We start from the raw sequence: 14,621 nt of genomic DNA on the forward strand, positions 1-14,621 counted from the left end.
ATGAATACCGAACACCTCGACGTCTCCGCCTACCGGACCGCCGAGAAGCTGCTGCGGCACAACCGTTCGCAGCTCGTGCACGGAGGCCAGGTCAGGCCGCGTTGGATCGGGGACGGCGGCCGTTTCTGGTACACCGTCGACACCTCGGCGGGCCGGCGGTTCGTCCTCGTCGATCCGGTGGCGGGCACGCGCGCCGCGGCGTTCGACCACGATCGGCTGGCCGCCGCCCTGGCCGCGGCCTCGGGGCAGGACGTGGACGTCGCCGCGCTGCCCTTCGCCGCCATCGAACCCTCCGACGGCGCCGTCGAGTTCGACGCCTTCGACGCCCACTGGCGCTGCACGCTCGACACCTACGTGTGCGAGAAGACCGAGCCGAAGGCGTCCGGTGGCTTCCTGGACGTGGTGTCCCCCGACGGGAAGCAGGCCGTCTTCCTGCGCGATCACGACCTGTGGGTGCGCACGGACGGGCAGGAGAAGCCCCTCACGACCGACGGCGAGGCGGACCACGCCTACGGGACGAGCCCCTTCTCCCCCACCGTCCTGCTGAACAAGATCGGGATACCGCATCTGCCGCCCGCGCTGACCTGGTCGCCCGACTCGACCCGCGTCCTCACCCACCGCACCGACCTGCGCGAGGTGCGCACCACGCACCTGGTGGAGGCCATGCCGGACGACGGCGACGCGCCGCGGCTGCTGACGCAGCGGTTCGCGTTCCCCGGCGACGAGCGGCTTCCGCTCGGCCGGTTCGTCATCCTCGACGTCGCCACGGGCGAGGCGGTGCCGGCGCGCACCGAGCCGCAGCCGATACCGCTGATGTCGCCGATCACGACCAAGTGGGCCTGGTGGGCCGAGGACGGCTCGGCGGTGTACTACCTGAGCCAGTCGCGTGACGTCCGCACCCTGAGCCTGCACCGGTTGGACGCCGTCACCGGCGAGGTGAGCACGGTACTGACGGAGACCGGCGAGACCCGGGTGGAGCCCAACCAGCTGATGGCGCAGCACCCCATGGTCAGGGTGCTGGCCGGCGGTGACGAGGTGCTCTGGTACTCGCAGCGCGACGGCTGGGGGCACCTGTACCTGTACGACGCCCGCACCGGAGAGGTGCGCGGGCAGGTGACCTCGGGTCGGTGGGCGGTGCAGGAGATCCTGCACGTCGACGAGGAGCGGCGGGTGGTGTACTTCGTCGCCTCCGGGCTGGTGGCGGCCGACCCGTACCGCCGGTCCGTGTGCCGCGTCGGGCTGGACGGCTCCGGGTTCGCGCGGATCACCGACGACGATCTGGACCACGTCGTCACCGTGCCGGGGAACGGGCGGTACTTCCTCGACTCGGCGTCCACGACGGACACACCGCCCTCGATCACCGTGCGCGGCTGGGACGGGCGGGTGCTCGTCGAGCTGGAGCGCGCCGACATCAGCCGGCTGAGCGCCACAGGCTGGACGCCCCCGGAGCGGTTCCAGGTCAAGGCGGCCGACGGCGTGACCGACATCTACGGGGTGCTCTACCGGCCGCACGGCTTCGACCCCGACAAGAGCTACCCGGTCATCGACCACCCCTACCCCGGACCGCACATGCGGCGGGTTCACCCCTCCTTCGACCCGGGGGTGTTCGGGCCCGACGCCGAGGCGGTGGCCGCGCTCGGGTTCGTGGTGGTCGCGCTCGAAGGGCGGGGCACTCCCGGGCGTGACAAGGCCTTCCACGATGCCTCGTTCGGTCATCTGAGCGACGCGGGCGGCATGGTGGACCACGTGGCGGCGCTGCGGCAGCTCGCCGCGGACCGGCCGTGGATGGACCTCGACCGGGTGGGGATCTTCGGCCACTCGGGCGGCGGCTACGCGACTGTACGGGCCATGTGCGCCTTCCCCGAGGTCTACAAGGTCGGCGTCTCCGAGGCCGGCAATCACGAGAACCGCAACTATCTCTTGGCGTGGGCCGAGAGCTACGACGGGCAGAGCGAGGAGGCCTGGGCGCGTTCGTCCAACGTGGAGATCGCCGACCGGCTCGAGGGGAAGCTGCTGCTGGTCCACGGCGGCATGGACGACAACGTCCACCCCCATCTGACGATGCGGCTGGTCGACCGCCTCATAGCCGCCGACAAGGACTTCGAGCTGCTGATCCTGCCGGGCGCGGAGCACCTCTTCATGGGCTACGAGCACTACGTGACCCGGCGCCGGTGGGACTTCCTGGTCCGCCACCTGCTGGGCGTCGAGCCGCCGGAGGGCTACCGGCTCACCCCGGTCCCGTTCGACCCGCAGCTGATAGCCGACGCCTTCAGCTGACCGGCCCGGCGAAAAGGGGAAAGCCCCCGCGCGGGGGGCGGGGGCTTTCCACACCGGCTCGGCCGATGCCGCTGACGGGCCTCGTCGGTGACGGGCTTCGCTTACGCGATGCGGTCCAGCACGATCGGGTTCGGGGTGAACGCCGTGCCGGCCGCCGAGATCTCGACGCCGCCCTCGAGGGCCTTCAGGGCGTAGTCGAACTTCTCGGGGGTGTCGGTGTGCAGGGTCATCAGCGGCTGGCCCGCGGTGACCGTGTCGCCCGGCTTGGCGTGCATCTCGATGCCCGCGCCGGCCTGCACCGGGTCCTCCTTGCGGGCGCGGCCCGCGCCCAGGCGCCAGGCGGAGACGCCGACGGCGTAGGCGTCGAGCTTGGTCAGGACGCCGGAGGAGGTGGCCGTGACCACGTGCTGCTCGCGGGCGACCGGCAGGGTCGCGTCCGGGTCACCGCCCTGGGCGATGATCATGCGGCGCCAGTGGTCCATGGCGGAGCCGTCGGCCAGGGCCTTGGCCGGGTCGGCGTCCTTGATGCCGGCCGCGTCGAGCATCTCGCGGGCCAGGGCCAGGGTGAGCTCGACGACGTCCGCCGGGCCGCCGCCGGCCAGGACCTCGACGGACTCGCGGACCTCGAGGGCGTTGCCCGCGGTGAGGCCGAGCGGGGTGGACATGTCGGTGAGCAGGGCGACGGTCCTGACGCCGTGGTCGGTGCCGAGGCCGACCATGGTGGAGGCGAGCTCGCGAGCGTCCTCGATGTTCTTCATGAACGCGCCGGAGCCGACCTTGACGTCGAGGACGAGCGAGCCCGTACCCTCGGCGATCTTCTTCGACATGATGGAGGAGGCGATCAGCGGGATGGCCTCGACGGTGCCGGTCACGTCGCGCAGCGCGTAGAGCTTCTTGTCGGCCGGGGCCAGGCCGTCGCCGGCGGCGCAGATGACGGAGCCGACGTTGCGCAGGACGTCCATCATCTCGTCGTTGGAGAGCAGCGCGCGCCAGCCGGGGATGGACTCCAGCTTGTCGAGCGTGCCGCCCGTGTGGCCCAGGCCGCGGCCCGAGAGCTGCGGGACGGCCGCGCCGCACGCGGCGACGAGCGGGGCCAGCGGCAGCGTGATCTTGTCGCCGACGCCGCCGGTGGAGTGCTTGTCCGCGGTGGGCACGGGCAGGGACGAGAAGTCCATGCGCTCACCGGACTTGATCATCGCGGCGGTCCAGCGGGCGATCTCCGCGCGGTCCATGCCGTTGAGCAGGATGGCCATGGCGAGCGAGGACATCTGCTCGTCGGCGACCTCACCGCGGGTGTACGCGTCGATCATCCAGTCGATCTGCTCGTCGCTCAGACGGCCGCGGTCGCGCTTGGTGCGGATAACGGAAATGGCGTCCATCAGCACATTTTCCTTAGGTTCGTAGTCCTCAGGTCTTCCCGGGGCCGGAAAGTGACCCGGACGGGCTGAAACCTCAGCCCGTCCGGCGCTTAGGGGACATCTTTAACGATTCAGGTCGGCGGGCCCAAACGCGTCCGGCAGCAGCTCCGCCAGCGGGCGGATGCCGGTGGTGGTGTCGACGGCCAGTTCAGGGCCGCCGTGCTCCCACAGCAGCTGCCGGCAGCGGCCGCACGGCATCAGGATGTTGCCGTGCAGGTCGCAGCAGGTGAAGGCCGTCAGGCGGCCGCCGCCGGAGGCGACGAGGCTGGAGACCAGGCCGCATTCGGCGCACAGGGCGACTCCGTAGGCGGCGTTCTCGACGTTGCAGCCGGTGACGGTGCGGCCGTCGTCGACGAGGGCCGCGGCACCGACGGGGAAGCGGGAGTAAGGGGCGTAGGCCCGGGACATGGCGTCCCGGGCCTGCGCGCGCAAGTTCTCCCAGTCGACGGAAGAGCTCACTACTTACCCTGTCCCTTCCGGTACGGCTGGCCGTCGGCCTTCGGTGGCCTCAGGCGCTGTGCGGAGAGCGAGAGGACCAGCAGCGTCGCCACGTAGGGGGTGGCGTCGACGAGCTCCAGCGGCACGGTCGTGGTGAGCGCGTACCAGACGATCAGCGCCACGGCCACGGCACCACTGATGATCGCGGGCCGCTTCTTGCCGGCCTTCAGGCGCCACAGCGCCAGGCCGACCAGCAGCACCGCGACGAGCAGCAGCAGCGCGTGGACGGTCGGGCCGCCGGCGCGCAGCTGAAGGCTGTCCATGAAGCCGAACAGGCCCGCGCCCATCGCGACGCCGCCCGGACGCCAGTTACCGAAGATCATCGTGGCGAGGCCGATGTAGCCGCGGCCACCGGTCTGGCCGTCGGAGTACATGTGCGTGCCGATGGCCAGGAACGCGCCGCCCAGGCCCGCGAGGGCGCCGGAGACGACCACGGCCGCGTACTTGTAGGTGTAGACGTTGACGCCGAGGGACTCGGCCGCCACCGGGCTCTCACCGCAGGACCGCAGGCGCAGGCCGAAGGCCGAGCGCCACAGCACGAAGAACGTGCCGACGAACAGCAGCACCGCGACGATCGTCAGCCAGGACACGTCGGTGACCAGGCCGTCGAGGATCCCGGCGACGTCGGAGACGAGGAACCAGTGGTGCTTCTCGATCGAGTTCAGCCAGTCGGACAGGCCGGGGACCGAGAAGTGGCCCATGTTCTCCATGACGGGCGACTGCTTGTCGTTGCCACCCGCCTGCTGCGCCTCGCTGCCCTCGGCGCCGAACCACATCTTGGCCAGGTACTGGGTGAAGCCCAGCGCCAGGATGTTGATGGCCACACCGGAGATGATGTGGTCCACGTTGAAGGTGACGGTGGCGACGGCGTGCACGAGACCGCCGATGGCGCCGCCGACGACGCCGGCCAGGGCTGCCGCCCACGGGCCGTGCTGCCAGCCGATCCAGCCGGCACAGAAGGTGCCGAGCATCATCATGCCCTCGAGGCCGATGTTGACGATGCCCGCGCGCTCGGCCCACAGGCCGCCGAGGCCGGCCAGACCGATCGGCACGGCGGCGCCGAGAGCGCCGCTCCACTGGCCCGAGGAGGTCAGGTCCTCGGCGCTGGTGATGATCCGCAGGGCGGACAGCAGCAGCACCGCGCCCGCGATGATCAGGAGGACGACGGGGTAGGAGAGCCGGCGGGCTCCCTTGTTGTCCTTGTTCTTGCCGCTCAGCCGGTCGGCGAGCGCAGAGGTGAAGGTCGTACTCATGCGGAGGCCTCCGCCTTGTCGCTCTTACGGGCCTGGGCGGCGAGCTCCTCGCCGACCTTGCGCTGCTGGACCTTGAGTCCGTACCGGCGCACGATCTCGTAGGCGATGACGACGCACAGGACGATGACGCCCTGGATCACGCCGACGATCTCCTGGGCGTAGCCCTCGAACTCGAGCTGGGTGCCGGTGCGCTCCAGGAAGCCCCAGAGCAGGGCCGCGAGGGCCATGCCGATGGGGTTGTTGCGGCCGAGCAGCGCGATGGCGATACCGGTGAAGCCGATGCCGACGGGGAAGTCGGTGCCGTAGTTGTAGGACACGCCGAGCAGGGTCGGCATGCCGACGAGGCCGGCCATGGCGCCGGAGAGCACCATGGCGGTGATCACCATGCGCTTGACGCTGACGCCGCTGGCCTGGGCCGCGGACTCGGAGCGGCCGACGGTGCGCAGGTCGAAGCCGAAGCGCGTGCGGTTCAGGACGAACCAGTAGGCGACGCCCGCGAGGGCCGCGATCACGACGAAGCCGTAGATGGGCTTGGGCGTGGTCGGGATCTCGAAGAAGTGGGCGGAGTCGGGCAGGTAGGGCGTGTGGATCAGGTTGCCCTCCTTCTCCGCGAGCCGCCCGTCCTGCAGGAAGTAGCCGATGAGCGAGGCGCCGATGGCGTTCAGCATGATGGTGCTGATGACCTCGTTGACGCCGCGCGTGGTCTTCAGCAGACCGGCGATGCCCGCCCAGACGGCACCGACGATCATCGCGACGAGGATGATCAGCGGGATCTGGATGATGCCGGGCAGGGTCAGCGCGCCACCGACGACGGCGGCGAAGAAGGCCGCGATGCGGTACTGGCCGTCGACGCCGATGTTGAACAGGTTCATGCGGAAGCCGATGGCCACCGCCAGCGCGGACAGGTAGTACGGCGTCGCCTTGTTGATGATCCAGACCTGGCTGTCGGCCTTGGATCCGAAGTCGACCATGACCTCGTAGGCGTGGAACGGGTCCTGGCCGGTGGAGGCGATGATGATCGAGGTGATGGCCAGCGCGGCCACGATCGCCAGAACCGGGGCGGCCAGGCCCAGGATCAGCTTGTCCTTGTCGAACTTCTTCACTTCGCGTCACCGCCTTCCTTCTTCTTGGACTTCGCGTCCTTGGACTTCGCGTCGGACTGCGTGTCCTTCTCGGACTTCGCGTCGTCGGACTTCTTCACGGACTTCTTCTCGAGCTTCGTCGCGGGCTTCTCGTCCGCCTTCTTCTCGGACTTCTCGTCCACCGACTCCACCGACTCCACCGGGTCAGCCGGGTCGGCCGGGTCGGCCGGGTCGGCCGGGTCCGCCGGCTCGCCGCCCTCCTCGCCGTCCTCGTGGTGCTCGAGGTGGCCGGAGGCGGCGCCGGTCATGGCCGAGCCCAGCTCCTCCGGGGTGATCGTGGCGGGGTCGGCGTCGGCGACCAGGCGGCCGCGGAACATCACCCGCAGGGTGTCGGAGAGCCCGATCAGCTCGTCCAGGTCGGCGGAGATCAGCAGGACCGCCAGGCCCTCGCGGCGCGCCTCGCGGATCTGGTCCCAGATCTGCGCCTGCGCGCCGACGTCCACACCGCGGGTGGGGTGCGCGGCGATGAGCAGCTTGGGCAGGTGGCTCATCTCGCGGCCGACGATCAGCTTCTGCTGGTTGCCGCCGGACAGCGAGGCCGCGGTGACGTCGATGCCGGGGGTGCGCACGTCGTACTCGCGCACGATCCGCTCGGTGTCGGCGCGGGCGGCCTTGATGTCGATGAGACCGCCCTTGCTGTTGGGCTTCTCGGTGACGTGGCCGAGGATGCGGTTCTCCCACAGCGGGGCCTCGAGCAGCAGGCCGTGGCGGTGCCGGTCCTCGGGGATGTACCCGATGCCGTCCTCGCGGCGCTTGCGCGTGGGGGCGGTGGTGATGTCGGCGCCGTCGAGGGTGACGGTGCCGCCGTCCGGCGTGCGCATGCCCATGATGGCCTCGACGAGCTCGGCCTGGCCGTTGCCCTCCACGCCCGCGAGGCCGAGGACCTCGCCCTTGTGGATGGTGAAGGCGATGCCGTCGAGCACCGCGCGGACGACGCCGTCGGAGTCGGTGGCCGACAGGTGCAGGCCGTCGACGGTGAGCATCGGGACGTCGGTGACCGTGGACTCGCGGGTCTCCGGCGAGGGCAGCTCCTCGCCGACCATCAGCTCGGCGAGCTGCTTGGGCGTGGTCTCGCTGGGCACCGCGGTGCCGACGGTGGTGCCGCGGCGGATGACGGTGATGTCGTCGGCGACGGAGAGCACCTCGCCGAGCTTGTGCGAGATGAAGATGACCGTCAGGCCCTCGGCCTTGAGCTCGCGCAGGTTGTCGAAGAGCGCGTCGACCTCCTGCGGGACCAGGACAGCCGTCGGCTCGTCGAGGATCAGCGTGCGGGCGCCGCGGTAGAGGACCTTGAGGATCTCCACGCGCTGGCGGTCGGCGACGCCGAGGTCCTCGACGAGGACGTCGGGGCGCACGCCCAGGCCGTACGCGTCGGAGATCTCCTTGATCTTCGCGCGGGCCTTGTTGCCGATGCCGTGGAGCTTCTCGGCGCCGAGGACGACGTTCTCGAGCACGGTGAGGTTGTCGGCGAGCATGAAGTGCTGGTGCACCATGCCGATGCCGCGCGCGATGGCGTCGGCGGGGGTGTGCAGGGTGACCTGCTCGCCGTCGAGGGTGATGGTGCCCTCGTCCGGCTTCTGCATGCCGTAGAGGATCTTCATCAGGGTCGACTTGCCGGCGCCGTTCTCGCCGCACAGGGCGTGGACGGAACCGCGGCGGACCGTCAGGTGGATGTCGTGGTTGGCCACGACGCCGGGGAATCGCTTGGTGATTCCCGCGAGTTCCACCGCGGGGGCGGTACTGCTGGGCTCTTTGGTGGACGCTTTGATGGCGCACTCTCCTCGGAGAAGAAGGGAGCGGGAGCCGGACTGGGCCGTGCGGGGTAACGGGGGATCCGGCTGGGCAGGAGGCGACGCTACACGCGTCAATGTGGTGCTACGCGCGTAGCGTTCTTGGCGGGGGACGCCCCCGGCGGTGGCCGGGGGCGTATGTGCGGGCCCGGCGGTGAGGAGTGATCCTCAACCGCCGGGCCGGCAGTCCCTACGGGCCGGTCGGTACCGGCCTGCGATCACGGGGAGGTGCGGACCTTGACCTGGCCGTCCACGATCTTCTTCTTCGCGGCCTCGAGCTTGTCCTTGATGTCGTCGATCTTGCCGCCGGAGGTGGCCAGCGACACGCCGCCGTCCTTCAGCAGGTAGGCGTGCGGACCGGACAGCGGCTTGCCGTCCTGGACGCTCTTGATGAGGTCGAAGACCGCCACGTCCACGTTCTTCACCACGGAGGTGAGGATCGACTCCTTGTACTTGGCCAGACCCGGCTGCTGGTACGCGTCGGAGTCGACGCCGATCGCCCAGGCGCCCTTCTGGCCCGAGATGGCCTCGATCGAGCCGTTGCCCGAGAGACCGGCCGCGGTGTAGACCACGTCGGCGCCGCGGTCGAGCATGCCCTTGGCCTTCTCCTTGGCGGCCGCCGGGTCGTTGAAGCCCTTGTCGTTGTTGGCGTACAGGTACTCCGAGAACACCTCGATCTTGGAGTCGGTGTCCTTCGCGCCCTGCTCGAAGCCGGCCTGGAACTTCTGGATCAGGGCGTTGTTCACGCCACCGATGAAGCCGACCTTGTGGCTCTTGGACTTCAGCGCGGCGGCGACACCGGCGAGGTAGGAGCCCTCGTGCTCACCGAAGGTGATGCTGTCGATGTTCTTGCCCGGGGCAACCGAGTCGACCACGGCGAAGCTGGTCTTGGGGAACTCCTTGGCGACCTTCTCGATCGACTTGGAGTAGTTGAAGCCGACGCCGATGACGGGGTTGTAACCGGCCTCGGCGAGGGAGGTGAGCCGCTGCTCGCGGTCCGCCTCGGTCTCGTTGTTCTTGGCCGTCATCATCTTGGACTTGACGCCCAGCTCCTTCTCCGCCTTGTCCACGCCGCGGGCGGCGGACTCGTTGAAGGAGTGGTCGTCACGGCCGCCGACGTCGAAGGCAAGGCCGACGCCCTTGCCCTTGGCGTCACCGGACTCGGTGGAGGACTCACCACAGGCGGTGAGAGTGAATGCGAGAGCCGCGGTGCTGATGCCCGCGACAGCGATGGTGGATACCCGGCGCACGAGGGGCCCCTTCACTCGAAGCGCCTCCATTGGCGCTGGTTCGCGGGAATCGTAACGCGCGTAGATGCAGATAAAAGGGGTGCCCGCAAGCCGTTATCGATTCGTCGTTAACCGGACTTGACCATATTGCCTACATTCGGTTGCCATCCAGCAGCGCGGCTGCGGTAAAGAGCTCCACGCCGACCTCGATCGCGTCCTCATCCACGTCGAAATCACCGCAATGCAGGTCACGCGGGGTCGTATCCCCCACGGGCCGCACGCCGAGCCGGGCCATCGCGCCGGGGACGTGCTCCAGGTACCAGGAAAAGTCCTCGCCACCCAGGCTCTGCTCGGTGTCCTCGACGGCGTAGCGGCCCCGGCGGGTGGTCATGGCGCGCCGCAGCAGGGCGGTGACCTCGGCGTCGTTGACCACGGGCGGCACGCCGCGGACGTAGCTGATCTCGGACTTGGCGCGGTGCAGGGCGGCGATCTCGTCGACGGCGGCGTGCACCAGGTCGGGTGCCTCCCGCCAGGTGTGCACGTCCAGGCAGCGGACGGTGCCGGAGAGCTCGGCGTGCTGCGGGATGACGTTGGCGGCGTGCCCGGTCTCGAGCCGGCCCCAGGTGACGGACAGTCCCGAACGGGCGTCGGCCCGGCGGGCGAGTACGGCGGGCACGTCGATGGCGATCCGGGCGGCGGCGGTCACCAGGTCGGTGGTCAGGTGCGGGCGGGCGGTGTGGCCGCCGGGGCCCGCCAGGGCGACCTCCAGGCGGTCGCAGGCGGAGGTGATGGCGCCGGTCCGCAGCCCGATGCGGCCCACCTCGACCTTGGGGTCGCAGTGCACGGCCAGGATGCGGCCCACGCCGTCCAGCGCCCCGCACTCGATGGCGTCGAGCGCGCCGCCGGGCAGCACCTCCTCGGCGGGCTGGAAGATCAGCCGGACCGGGTTGGGCAGCAGCCCCTTCTTCGCCAGGTCCGCGAGGACCAGGCCGGCGCCCAGTACGACGGTGGTGTGCACGTCGTGGCCGCAGGCGTGGGCCATCCTGGGGACCGTGGAGCGGTAGGGGACGGTCTTGGTGTCCGGGATGGGCAGCGCGTCGAGATCCGCGCGCAGGGCGAGCACGGGGCGGCCGGCGGCGGCGTACGAGGCGCCGTCCCGTCCGATGTCGCAGATGAGGCCCGTGCCGCCGGTGAGCGTACGCGGTCTGAGTCCTGCCTTCTCGAGCCGGGCCCGGACCGCCGCGGTGGTGCGGAACTCGCGGTTTCCGAGCTCGGGGTGCATGTGCAAGTCCCGGCGGAACGCGATGAGTTCTGCGCGCAGCCCGGAGGGGAGCACGCCGGGCAGTTCGCCGCTGACGGTTTCGGGATCGGCTTCGCAGGGCATCAGATGATTCACCCTGCGAAGAGTAGAGCCCCGAATGGGGCAACTGTCCCTCGATCAAGAAAAGTTCAGCCGCATGGATGGGTCCGTCGAGGGGTATGACCCGTAATTACGGCCTACGTCGTAGAGGCGGATGCGTACGGCAGACGACGCACATCGCGCGCCGTACCGGTCACTCCGGAGAGAAAGTCCCCAGCGCGGGGCGAGGCGTGCTCGGTGAGCCAGGCGGGGTCGATGTCGCAGACGGCGACGCTCACGCCCGTGCCCGCCAGCGCCCGCGGCAGGGTGTGCACCACGGTGGAGGGGAAGCTCACGACGGTGCGCCCGATGGGGCCGCGGCGGGCGATCAGCTCCAGCGGCAGTTCGGGGCGGACGATCTCCAGTCCGATGCCGGTGGCTATGCGGCGGAGCTTGTCGGGGTGCTCGCGGCGGTGGGCGAAGTAGCGGGTGGCGCCGTGGGCGCGGGCCAGGGCGGCGACGGCGTCCAGGTAGCGCCCGGGGTCCACGACGCCGGTCTCCACGAGCGAGGTGCCCACCAGGTCGGTACCGCCGGTGAGCCGGGGCGGGCCGTGGGTGGCCCGGGTCCAGGCGAAGTCGTTGGCCGTGACGGTCGCTCCGGGTGGCGGCTCGACCGGCATGGCGGTGAAGATCTCCACCGTACGGCGGGCGTTCGGAGTGAGCTTCCGGCGCGCTGATGCGGTGACCGGCGCGAGGATCAGCTCACGCGCCCCCAGTCCGCCGGCGCCGCGGGCCCGGTGCCAGCGTACGAGGCGTTCGCCCCGGGCGAGTTGGGAGACGAACTCCATGGTCGCCGTGCCGTCGTCCACCACGATCAGCTCGCGGGCCCGGGTGATGGTCAGCAGCAGCTGCACATAGCGCGAGAACGGGTCGCCGATGACGACCCGGCGCGCCGCGCGCAGCGGCCCGGCCAGCGCGCGGACGGTGCTCAGCGGCGCCGTCGGGCCGCCGCGGGCCTCCTCCCAGCGGACCCGGTGGCCCTGGTCGCGGGCCAGTTCGGTCATCCGCCGCAGCTGGCCGCGGGTCATGGGGTCGTGCGGGGCCAGGACCACGACGAGGAGGTCGCCGGCGAGGGGGGTGATGTCCCGCCGCTCGGGCTGGCGGGGCACCCCGTCGCGCAGCGGGCGCGCGGCGTCGCCGGGTGGGGCGGGGGCCGGCCGGCGAGCGGCGCGGTACGCCCATTCGAGGACGTTCAGCAGCTGCACCGGGCTCTCGACGAAGGCCAGCGTGGGGGCGGCCGGGAGCCCGGCGCGCCGGGGCCCCCGGAGGCGGCGGCCGGGAGTCGCCGCCGCCTCCGGGGGCGGGCCGGTCTCCGGCCCCTCGGGCGTGGTCACCGCGGTGCCCGTCAGACCGCTACGGGTTCGCGGTCGCCCGCCTCGGCGACCACGCCCGCCACGCGGCGCAGCTTGCGCATGGGGCCCAGCTCGCTGTCGTAGACGCGCTTGACGCCGTCGCCCAGCGACTCCTCGACCACGCGGATGTCGCGCACGAGGCGCTGCAGTCCGCCGGGTTCGACGGAGGCGGCCTGGTCGGAGCCCCACATGGCGCGGTCGAGGGTGATGTGCCGCTCGACGAACGCGGCGCCGAGGGCGACGGCGGCGAGGGTGGTCTGCAGGCCGGTCTCGTGGCCGGAGTAGCCGATGGGGACGTTGGGGTACTCGGCCTGCAGGGTGTTGATCACCCGGAGGTTGAGCTCGGCGGCCTTGGCGGGGTAGGTGGAGGTGGCGTGGCAGAGGACGATGTTCTCGCTGCCGAGCACCTCGACGGCGTGCCGGATCTGCTTCGGGGTGGACATGCCGGTGGAGAGGATCACCGTGCGGCCGGTGGCGCGCAGGGCGCGCAGCAGGTCGTCGTCGGTGAGGGAGGCGGAGGCGACCTTGTGGGCGGGGACGTCGAACTTCTCGAGGAAGGCGACGGACTCGGTGTCCCAGGGCGAGGCGAACCAGGCGATGCCGCGGGCGCGGCAGTGCTCGTCGATGCGGCGGTAGTCGTCCTCGCCGAATTCCACCCGGTGGCGGTAGTCGATGTAGGTCATCCGGCCCCACGGCGTGTCGCGCTCGAGGTCCCACTGGTCGCGCGGGGTGCAGATCTCGGGGGTGCGCTTCTGGAACTTCACGGCGTCGCAGCCGGCGTCGGCGGCGGCGTCGATGAGGGCGAAGGCGTTGGTGAGGTCGCCGTTGTGGTTGATGCCGATCTCGCCGGTGATGTAGACGGGGTGGCCAGGGCCTACGGGGCGGTTGCCGAGGATGCGCGTGCGGAGGGGGCTCATGTGAGGCGGGTTCCTTCGGTGGTGGGGATCGGCGAGGGTCAGAGGGAGGGGCCGAGCAGCCAGGAGGCGATCTCGCGGACGGCTCCGGCGCCGCCGGGGGCGGCGGTCACGGCGCGGGCGGCGGCGCGTACGGGGCCGTGGGCGTCGGCGACGGCCACGGGCCAGCCGACGAGGCCGAAGCAGGGCAGGTCGTTGACGTCGTTGCCGGCGTAGAGCACCCGCTGGGGGTCGATGCCGCGCTCCTCGCACCACTGCTTGAGCGCGACGTCCTTGCGCTGGCTGCCGTGGATCACGGGCACGCCGAGCTTGCGGCCGCGGGCGGCGACGACGGGGTTGGTCTCGGTGGACAGGATCAGCAGTTCCAGCCCGGCCCGGCGCAGCGCGGCGGCGCCCAGCCCGTCGCCGCGGTGGACGGCGACCAGTTCGCGTCCGTCGGCGTCGATGAGGACGCGGTCGTCGGTCTGGGTGCCGTCGAAGTCGAGGACGACGGCGTCGACGTCGTCACGGGTGGGCAGGGGCGCGGGCCCGTCGGCGTCGAGGAGGGGGGCGAGCGCGCGGGCACGGGCGAGGTCGTGCGGGTCGTCGATCTCCAGGACGCGGGCGGCGTCGGTGCGCACGAGCTCGGTCCGCCCGAAGAACCGGTGCCCGGCGGCCCGGAACCCGTCGGCCCGCATGGCGTAGGCGGCACCGGTCTCGAGCAGGTCCTGGGGCCGGTCCTGACGACGGGGCCGGTGGGCTTTGTCGTGATTGACGCCGACGGCTCCAGCAGGTTGTGGGCAATCGTTCCGCAGGGCTGGGGGCACCCCCAGCGGTAGCTGGGGGAGGGTGGGCACAACCGACCCACCGGCAGCACCCGCCCCACCGTCACCACCGTCCCGCCAAACGAACCCATGAAACGGCGCCACGGTCAACGCACTGTCCGCACCGCCTTCAACAACGGCAGCAGCCACCCCATCAACGTCCCCCGGAGTCAGGAACGGACTCGTGCACTGCACCAGCAACACGGTGCCGACAGCCCGCTCCTGCAACGCCTCGTACGCGTCCATCGCATGCAGCACGGCGGCCTCACTGCTCGCGGTGTCCCCGGCAATGGCCGGCGGCCGGTGGACGACCACCGCCCCCGCCTGGCGCGCGGCGTCCGCGATGGCGGAGTCGTCCGTCGACACGACGACGTCGGTGACCAGCCGCGAGGCCCGGCACTGGCGCACCGCGCGGGCGACGAGCGGCACTCCGCCGACGGCGGCGAGGTTCTTGGAGGGCACGCCCTTGGATCCGCCGCGTGCGGGGATGACGGCAAGGACGGCCGGTGGGGCGGACATCGTCTGCTCCTTGGGGTCTCGGGTGGC

General features: G+C 71.0%; 10 protein-coding genes and 1 pseudogene. 1 reads left to right on the forward strand and 10 read right to left on the reverse strand.

The features are described from left to right. Window positions 1-2,277, forward strand: a complete 2,277-nt coding sequence (locus ACIG36_RS23920; RefSeq protein ID WP_399931321.1) for a DPP IV N-terminal domain-containing protein — start codon at window positions 1-3, stop codon at window positions 2,275-2,277. Between the two features lie 101 nt (window positions 2,278-2,378). Here the strand turns inward: ACIG36_RS23920 and ACIG36_RS23925 are convergent, their stop codons facing one another. The 10 genes and pseudogenes from ACIG36_RS23925 to ACIG36_RS23970 all read right to left on the reverse strand — a co-directional run bounded on the left by ACIG36_RS23925 (window position 2,379) and on the right by ACIG36_RS23970 (window position 14,594). After that, window positions 2,379-3,662, reverse strand: coding sequence for a thymidine phosphorylase (locus tag ACIG36_RS23925; protein WP_399931324.1), 1,284 nt, complete (start codon window positions 3,660-3,662; stop codon window positions 2,379-2,381). 96 nt (window positions 3,663-3,758) lie between these two features. Then, complete coding sequence (locus ACIG36_RS23930; protein WP_399931325.1) at window positions 3,759-4,154, reverse strand: cytidine deaminase; 396 nt, start codon at window positions 4,152-4,154, stop codon at window positions 3,759-3,761. Next, window positions 4,154-5,446 (reverse strand): ABC transporter permease, encoded by a 1,293-nt coding sequence (locus ACIG36_RS23935; RefSeq protein ID WP_399931328.1) that lies wholly within the window; start codon window positions 5,444-5,446, stop codon window positions 4,154-4,156. Before ACIG36_RS23935 ends, ACIG36_RS23930 begins: the two co-directional genes overlap by 1 nt. After that, complete coding sequence (locus ACIG36_RS23940; RefSeq protein WP_399931331.1) at window positions 5,443-6,549, reverse strand: ABC transporter permease; 1,107 nt, start codon at window positions 6,547-6,549, stop codon at window positions 5,443-5,445. The genes ACIG36_RS23935 and ACIG36_RS23940 overlap by 4 nt, the downstream gene beginning before the upstream one ends. Before the next feature lie 227 nt (window positions 6,550-6,776). After that, a pseudogene (locus ACIG36_RS23945) lies at window positions 6,777-8,315 on the reverse strand (ABC transporter ATP-binding protein); the annotation flags it as partial. A gap of 281 nt (window positions 8,316-8,596) precedes the next feature. Next, window positions 8,597-9,628, reverse strand: a complete 1,032-nt coding sequence (locus tag ACIG36_RS23950) for a BMP family protein (RefSeq protein ID WP_399931334.1) — start codon at window positions 9,626-9,628, stop codon at window positions 8,597-8,599. A 130-nt stretch (window positions 9,629-9,758) separates the two neighbouring features. Beyond that, the gene (locus tag ACIG36_RS23955) at window positions 9,759-10,991 is read right to left on the reverse strand and encodes an amidohydrolase (RefSeq protein ID WP_399932282.1); all 1,233 of its coding nucleotides are present in this window, start codon (window positions 10,989-10,991) and stop codon (window positions 9,759-9,761) included. A gap of 113 nt (window positions 10,992-11,104) precedes the next feature. Next, the gene (locus ACIG36_RS23960; RefSeq protein ID WP_399931337.1) at window positions 11,105-12,340 is read right to left on the reverse strand and encodes a hypothetical protein; all 1,236 of its coding nucleotides are present in this window, start codon (window positions 12,338-12,340) and stop codon (window positions 11,105-11,107) included. Between the two features lie 11 nt (window positions 12,341-12,351). Beyond that, window positions 12,352-13,275 carry an N-acetylneuraminate synthase family protein gene (locus tag ACIG36_RS23965; RefSeq protein ID WP_399931339.1) on the reverse strand — a complete coding sequence of 308 codons (924 nt, stop codon included), beginning with the start codon at window positions 13,273-13,275 and terminating at the stop codon, window positions 12,352-12,354. A gap of 38 nt (window positions 13,276-13,313) precedes the next feature. Next, on the reverse strand, window positions 13,314-14,594 hold the full coding sequence (locus ACIG36_RS23970; protein ID WP_399931341.1) for a cytidylyltransferase domain-containing protein: 1,281 nt from the start codon (window positions 14,592-14,594) through the stop codon (window positions 13,314-13,316). Between the last annotated feature and the right edge of the window lie 27 nt (window positions 14,595-14,621).

The organism is Streptomyces sp. NPDC053048 (assembly GCF_044547045.1).
GTDB lineage: Bacteria > Actinomycetota > Actinomycetes > Streptomycetales > Streptomycetaceae > Streptomyces.

Coding starts and splice junctions, on each gene's coding strand:
- ACIG36_RS23920 (WP_399931321.1), top strand. CDS start 1: ATGAATACCGAACACCTCGACGTCTCCGCCTACCGGACCGCCGAGAAG.
- ACIG36_RS23955 (WP_399932282.1), bottom strand. CDS start 10,991: ATGCCCTGCGAAGCCGATCCCGAAACCGTCAGCGGCGAACTGCCCGGC.
- ACIG36_RS23970 (WP_399931341.1), bottom strand. CDS start 14,594: ATGTCCGCCCCACCGGCCGTCCTTGCCGTCATCCCCGCACGCGGCGGA.
- ACIG36_RS23935 (WP_399931328.1), bottom strand. CDS start 5,446: ATGAGTACGACCTTCACCTCTGCGCTCGCCGACCGGCTGAGCGGCAAG.
- ACIG36_RS23965 (WP_399931339.1), bottom strand. CDS start 13,275: ATGAGCCCCCTCCGCACGCGCATCCTCGGCAACCGCCCCGTAGGCCCT.